Raw genomic sequence first — 5,738 nt, 5'->3', positions numbered from 1 at the left:
AAATGAGAAGTGAAACTTGTAGACGTCGAGCTTGCTCACGTTAGAAGCGCAGCTTCTCATTAATTCCACCACCGAGTACACCGAGGCGCTTCGCGCTACACAGAGAAAGCACCCTTATCGTTTAGTCACTTCTCCAGGTACTCTCCTTCGCTTCTCGGTGGTGAAACAATCCTTTATACCCCGGTTAAAGCGTTGCTTTTAAAACGCCAGCAAGCTGCGCGTCTACAGGGTAATTTACCTCGGTGTTAGTTTGTCGGTAGGCGTGAAGCTTGCTTACTTCGGTGTTAATTTTGTAGGTAGGGGGTTGTGATGTGAGCTTTGCCGCATTTAATACTCAAAGGTTGCCTCTTTCAAATTATTGGCGATGGTTTGAGAGGGATTTTCGCCAAATAATTGCGTGTAGTCTTTAGTGAATTGCCCTGCATGCCAAAATCCCCAATTGGCTGCTATAACGGATATTGGCTTGGTTTGGCCAACCGTTTTAAGTGCTCGCCTTACGCTATTTAAACGGGTTAAACGCAAAAACTTAAGTGGGTTAATACCTAATATGCTTTCGAAACTGTATTGCAATGTACGCCTACTAACAAAAGTAAGCTCACAAAGTTCGGTTATGGTAATTGTTTTTTGGGGGTTGGCTGCCACGTACTCTTTTACTTTATCGACCACTGCTTTACGGTGTTTGTAACTTGGGGCAATGCTTTGCTGCGGGTTATCGGCTTGTAATAAGTGTAGTGCTAGCATATTAAGCATATCTTGTTGGGATTCTGGTTTTAGCCCAAAGCCAGTGCCAGTTGCCATAGTATTAATTATTTGCCTTGCTGTTTTAAGTGATGAGTCGCTTACCGACAAACGAGCAGATTGTGTTGATGAAAGGTTTTTAATTGTAACGCCCTGTAACTGCGCCATATATTCAATGGAATGCCAGTTAATAACCAAACCGTAAATATCAAATTGCTCAGGGGTAATTAGTTCAAAGTCGCTATTGCTTGTGCGGCACATAAACTGATTGCTTGCCACATCAAGACCATTAATTTTACTTTGCTGAGACTGACTCGGTATACCCAGCCAAATAGAGTTAGGTGCTATGTTGCATTGTTGTCGCAGTGCGCGTTCGGTGTACTCTTTAAACGCATGGATACCGCTGTAATTAACGCCTTCTATGCAACCAAAAAATCCGCCATCGCTTACTTGGTCATACTTTTGCTGCCATTGAGTAAGGTTATGTGCTTGCTCGTCAATATCGTGGGTGAATACCTTGCTCTTTTGTGGTGCATAGTTGCTGCCTTGCTGCGCCATATCGGTGATGCTCTTTTAAAGTAAATAAAATTTAGTTTACGTATGTGACAAAGTTACATTTGTAACTTGCTGAAATACAATAATAAAAGATGATTTGCCAAAATTCGATAGTCACTTGGTATAAATTAAGCTCTCTTGTAACTATTCAAAATTGATTTATAGCTAATATAACGCAAGCCCTATACCAAGGTTTTAAATATTAGTTATACGGAGTAAATCATGGCACATGGATATAGTTATACGTTAGGTACACAAACATATCAATTCAAGAGCTTAGCGCAATTAATGGCTAAAGCTACGCCACAGCGCTCAGGTGATAGACTAGCGGGGGTTATTGCACAATCGGCACAAGAACGCGCAGTAGCACAAATGACCTTGGCCGAAGTGCCGCTTAAAACATTTTTAAACGATGTGCTTATTCCCTACGAACAAGACGAAATTACACGCTTAATAATTGATGAGCACGATGCAAACGCCTTTAAACTTATCTCGCACTTAACCGTGGGGGATTTTAGAAACTGGTTATTAAGTGACTATGCAACACCTACTGTACTTGCAAGTGTTAGGCAAGCTATTACCCCTGAAATGGCCGCTGCGGTAAGTAAAATAATGCGTAATCAAGATCTTATCCTCGTTGCCAAAAAGTGCCACGTAAAAAGTGCGTTTAGAAATACCATAGGTTTGCCAGGGCATTTATCAACACGTTTGCAACCTAACCACCCAACTGATGACATAAACGGTATTGCTGCATGCATGCTCGATGGCCTTTTATACGGCAATGGCGATGCGGTTATAGGTATTAACCCTGCCACCGATAACGTAGCTCAAGCCATAAAGCTGATGAAGCTAATGGATGATGTAATTCAGAAATACGAAATTCCAACTCAAAGCTGTGTGCTTACCCATGTAACTAATACCATAGAATGCATAGAAGCGGGGGCACCGGTGGACTTGGTTTTTCAGTCAATTGGCGGTACAGAGGCTACAAATTCAAGCTTTGGTTTTAATTTGAATACATTAGCTGAAGCGCAAGATGCTGCGCTGAGCTTAAAGCGTGGCACAGTTGGCAATAATGTAATGTATTTTGAAACAGGGCAAGGCAGCTCGCTTTCGGCCAATGCGCACCATGGGCTTGACCAACAAACTTGCGAGGCACGGGCGTATGCTGTAGCGCGTAAGTTTGACCCTTTATTAGTTAATACCGTTGTCGGCTTTATTGGCCCTGAGTATTTATTTGATGGCAAAGAAATTACCCGCGCAGGGCTTGAAGATCATTTTTGTGCCAAGCTTTTAGGCATACCTATGGGGTGCGATGTGTGTTACACCAACCACGCCGAGGCCGACCAAAACGATATGGATAACTTACTCACCTTACTTGGCGTTGCGGGTTGCTCGTTTGTAATGGGCATACCAGGTTCTGACGACATTATGCTTAACTACCAAACCACCTCGTTTCATGATGCGCTCTATGTGCGACGTGTTTTAGGTTCGCGTCCCGCCCCTGAGTTTGAAGCCTGGCTAAGTAGGATGAAAATTATGGAAAATACTGCCGAGTCCATTTTATCAAATACCTTACCAAGTGCCTTTGCTTCGCCTTTAAAGGCTGTGCAAGGAGGGATGTAATGAAATCTGTAGAACCTATAAATATAAAAACACGTAATTATAAAAGTAACGGTAAAGTGGTAGAAAACCCATGGCGTGATTTACGTCGTTTTACGGATGCGCGAATAGGCCTTGGCCGCGCAGGTATTAGTTTACCGACATCTGAAATGTTAGCGTTTCAGCTATCGCATGCTCAAGCGCGCGATGCGGTTAACTTTCCGTTAGACATTGACGAAATGACAAAATCACTGAGCACTATTAATGGGCTGTGTGATTTAGGTAAACCTTTAAATGTACAAAGCGAAGCTGCCGATCGTGTTACGTATTTGCAGCGCCCCGATTTAGGTCGAAAGCTAAACGAAGCAGGGCGAAACACTCTTTTAAACACGATGCAAAGCAGCGCACAAGCGCAGTATGATTTAGCTATTGTAGTCGTTGATGGGCTTTCGTCGTTGGCGGTACAAAAAAACGCCGCGCCATTTATAACCGAGCTTTTAAAGCAGCTTCCCACTGAGCCATCACCTTACAAAATTGCGCCAATTACCTTAGTAATGCAAGGCCGCGTGGCAATTGGTGACGATATTGGCGAGCTGCTGAATGCGCAGGTTGTAATGGTATTAATTGGGGAGCGCCCTGGGCTTAGCTCCCCCGACAGCCTGGGCCTTTATTTAACGTGGGCGCCAAAAACGGGGCTAAATGATGCGTGTCGTAATTGTATTTCGAATATTCGCCCTGCAGGGCTTAGCTACTTTGAGGCAGCCCGAAGAGCCGTATATTTATTGCAAGAGGCAAAAAAGTGCGGGCTTACAGGGGTTAATTTAAAAGACCGAACACAGGATGATGTGATAGAGCACCAGGTTCAAACCACTAATTTTTTAATCGCGGAATAAAACCATAAAAAAGAGGTCAAAATGTCTAATAACAATAAAGAGTATCTTGCACAAAGGCAGTTAAAAAGTGGCACAGCGGGCTGGTTATTGCTTGCAGGGCTTGGGGTATCGTATGTAATTTCGGGAGATTTTGCGGGTTGGAATTTTGGTATAGCAGAAGCCGGTTGGGGCGGCTTTGCAATTGCTGCCGTGTTAATGGCAATAATGTATTTAACACTAGTGCTATCGCTTGCTGAAATGTCGGCCGCTATTCCTGCGGCGGGTGGTGGTTACAGTTTTGCGCGCCAAGCAATGGGGCCTGCAGGGGGTTATTTAACCGGTCTTGCGGTATTGATTGAATATGCATTAGCACCTGCTGCTATTGTTATATTTATTGGCTCGGCGGTTGAGGCATTAACAGGGTTTAATGGCCCGTGGGTATATGCACTGTTTTATTTAACCTTTGTGGGAATTCACTTAGCGGGTGTGGGTGAAGCGTTAAAAGTGATGATGGTGATTAGTGGCCTGGCTGTACTGGCAATTATTGCCACCGCCGTGGCGTTAATTGCTAATTTTGATGCGGCTAATTTGTTCGATGTGACGGTAACCAATGCTACAGGCGCAAATGAATTTTTACCGCTTGGTTGGTATGGTGTGTGGGCTGCGCTTCCTTTTGCTATGTGGTTATTTTTAGCAGTAGAAGGCGTACCGCTTGCAGCCGAGGAAGCGAAAAACCCAGCTAAAGATGTACCTAAAGGCATTATTGGCGCTATGTTATTTTTATTATTTACAGCACTACTGGTTGTTGTATTAGTGCCTGGCGCGGGCGGTGCACAAGTTATGGGCTCAAGTGCTGTACCGCTAGTAGATGCGCTTAATGTAACGGGTAATACAAGCTTAGCGACTGTAGTGAATATTTTAGGGTTAGCGGGTCTAGTTGCCTCGTTCTTTTCGATTATTTATGGTTATAGCCGTTTAGTGTTTGCGCTTTCGCGTGCGGGTTATTTACCGCGTTCGTTATCAATTACTACAGCGCGTAAAGTCCCCGCACGTGCGCTGATTGTACCCGCTATATTTGGTTTTATTGCATCACTGAGTGGCGAGGGCGATTTAATGCTAGCCATGGCGGTGGTAGGTGCAACGGTATCGTATGCATTAATGGCGCTGAGCCATATTATGCTTCGTATTAAGCAACCTAATTTAGCCCGCCCATATAAAACGCCAGGTGGCGTGGTTACATCGGGTATTGCGTTAGTGTTATCGCTTATTGCATTAACGGGTGTGTATGCGTTTGACCCTCGTGCATTTTTGTATACAGTCGTGCTCTTTGTGATTGGGGCAGCTTATTACTTTGGGTACAGCTCAAAACATTTGGTAGCTAAAAATGCAGATGAAGAATTTGCAATGCTAGCCGATGCTGAAGCAGACTTAGCCGCCTCAAACTAAATGGGTTAACACGAGGGTAAAAGCGTTGCTTTTAAAACGCCAGCAAGCTGTGCGTCTACAGGAGTCATTAAGCTCTGCTTATGGGCGCGATTTTATATCGCGCTTGTAGAGTTTAAACCTCTTTGTGATTTGTTGATCTTTAATACAAAAATGCACAAAGAGAGGAGAATGAGGAGTAAATGAGAGGTGAAACTTGTAGGCGTGAAGCTTGCTCGCGCGCGATGCAAGTTACTTTTCTGGGTATTCTCCTTCGCTTCTCTGTGGTAAAACGATCACTTTCTGCTTAGGTAAAAGCGTTGCTTTTAAACGCCAGCAAGCTGCGCGTCTACAAGGTAATTTACCTCGGTGTTAGTTTGTCGGTAGGCGTGAAGCTTGCTCGCGCAAGATTTTAGTTACTTCTCTAAAAGCGGAGCGGCTCTTAACCTCTTTGTGGTTTATTGATCTTTAATACAAAAACGCACAAAGAGAAGAGAATGAGGAGTAAATGAGAAGTGAAACTTGTAGACGTCGAGCTTGCTCACGTTA

Annotated in this window: 4 protein-coding genes; 3 read left to right on the top strand and 1 reads right to left on the bottom strand. The window is 44.0% G+C overall.

Annotated features, from left to right (window positions below; genetic code table 11):
- Positions 1-327: 327 nt before the first annotated feature.
- Complete coding sequence (locus AN389_RS19265; RefSeq protein WP_055018296.1) at positions 328-1,296, bottom strand: helix-turn-helix domain-containing protein; 969 nt, start codon at positions 1,294-1,296, stop codon at positions 328-330.
- A gap of 219 nt (positions 1,297-1,515) precedes the next feature.
- Here AN389_RS19265 and AN389_RS19260 point away from each other — a divergent pair, with 219 nt between their 5' ends.
- From AN389_RS19260 to eat, 3 genes are read left to right on the top strand one after another with little or no spacing between them, the layout of a single operon-like run.
- A complete protein-coding gene (locus tag AN389_RS19260; RefSeq protein WP_055018295.1) occupies positions 1,516-2,919 on the top strand; it encodes an ethanolamine ammonia-lyase subunit EutB in 1,404 nt (467 codons plus the stop codon).
- Positions 2,919-3,788 (top strand): ethanolamine ammonia-lyase subunit EutC, encoded by an 870-nt coding sequence (eutC, locus tag AN389_RS19255; protein ID WP_055020483.1) that lies wholly within the window; start codon positions 2,919-2,921, stop codon positions 3,786-3,788. The genes AN389_RS19260 and eutC overlap by 1 nt, the downstream gene beginning before the upstream one ends.
- 21 nt (positions 3,789-3,809) lie before the next feature.
- Positions 3,810-5,213: an ethanolamine permease gene (gene eat / locus AN389_RS19250; protein ID WP_055020482.1), complete on the top strand. Its 1,404-nt coding sequence runs from the start codon at positions 3,810-3,812 to the stop codon at positions 5,211-5,213.
- Positions 5,214-5,738: the final 525 nt, after the last annotated feature.

Origin of the sequence: Pseudoalteromonas sp. P1-7a (genome assembly GCF_001401855.1) — a bacterium.
Lineage (GTDB): Bacteria > Pseudomonadota > Gammaproteobacteria > Enterobacterales > Alteromonadaceae > Pseudoalteromonas.
Note: the sequence above shows the minus strand (reverse complement) of the source record. Positions and strands in the feature narration are given on the sequence as shown.

Excerpts from the sequence above, each read along its gene's own strand:
- AN389_RS19265 (WP_055018296.1), bottom strand. The coding sequence starts at position 1,296 with ATGGCGCAGCAAGGCAGCAACTATGCACCACAAAAGAGCAAGGTATTC.
- AN389_RS19260 (WP_055018295.1), top strand. The coding sequence starts at position 1,516 with ATGGCACATGGATATAGTTATACGTTAGGTACACAAACATATCAATTC.
- eutC (WP_055020483.1), top strand. The coding sequence starts at position 2,919 with ATGAAATCTGTAGAACCTATAAATATAAAAACACGTAATTATAAAAGT.
- eat (WP_055020482.1), top strand. The coding sequence starts at position 3,810 with ATGTCTAATAACAATAAAGAGTATCTTGCACAAAGGCAGTTAAAAAGT.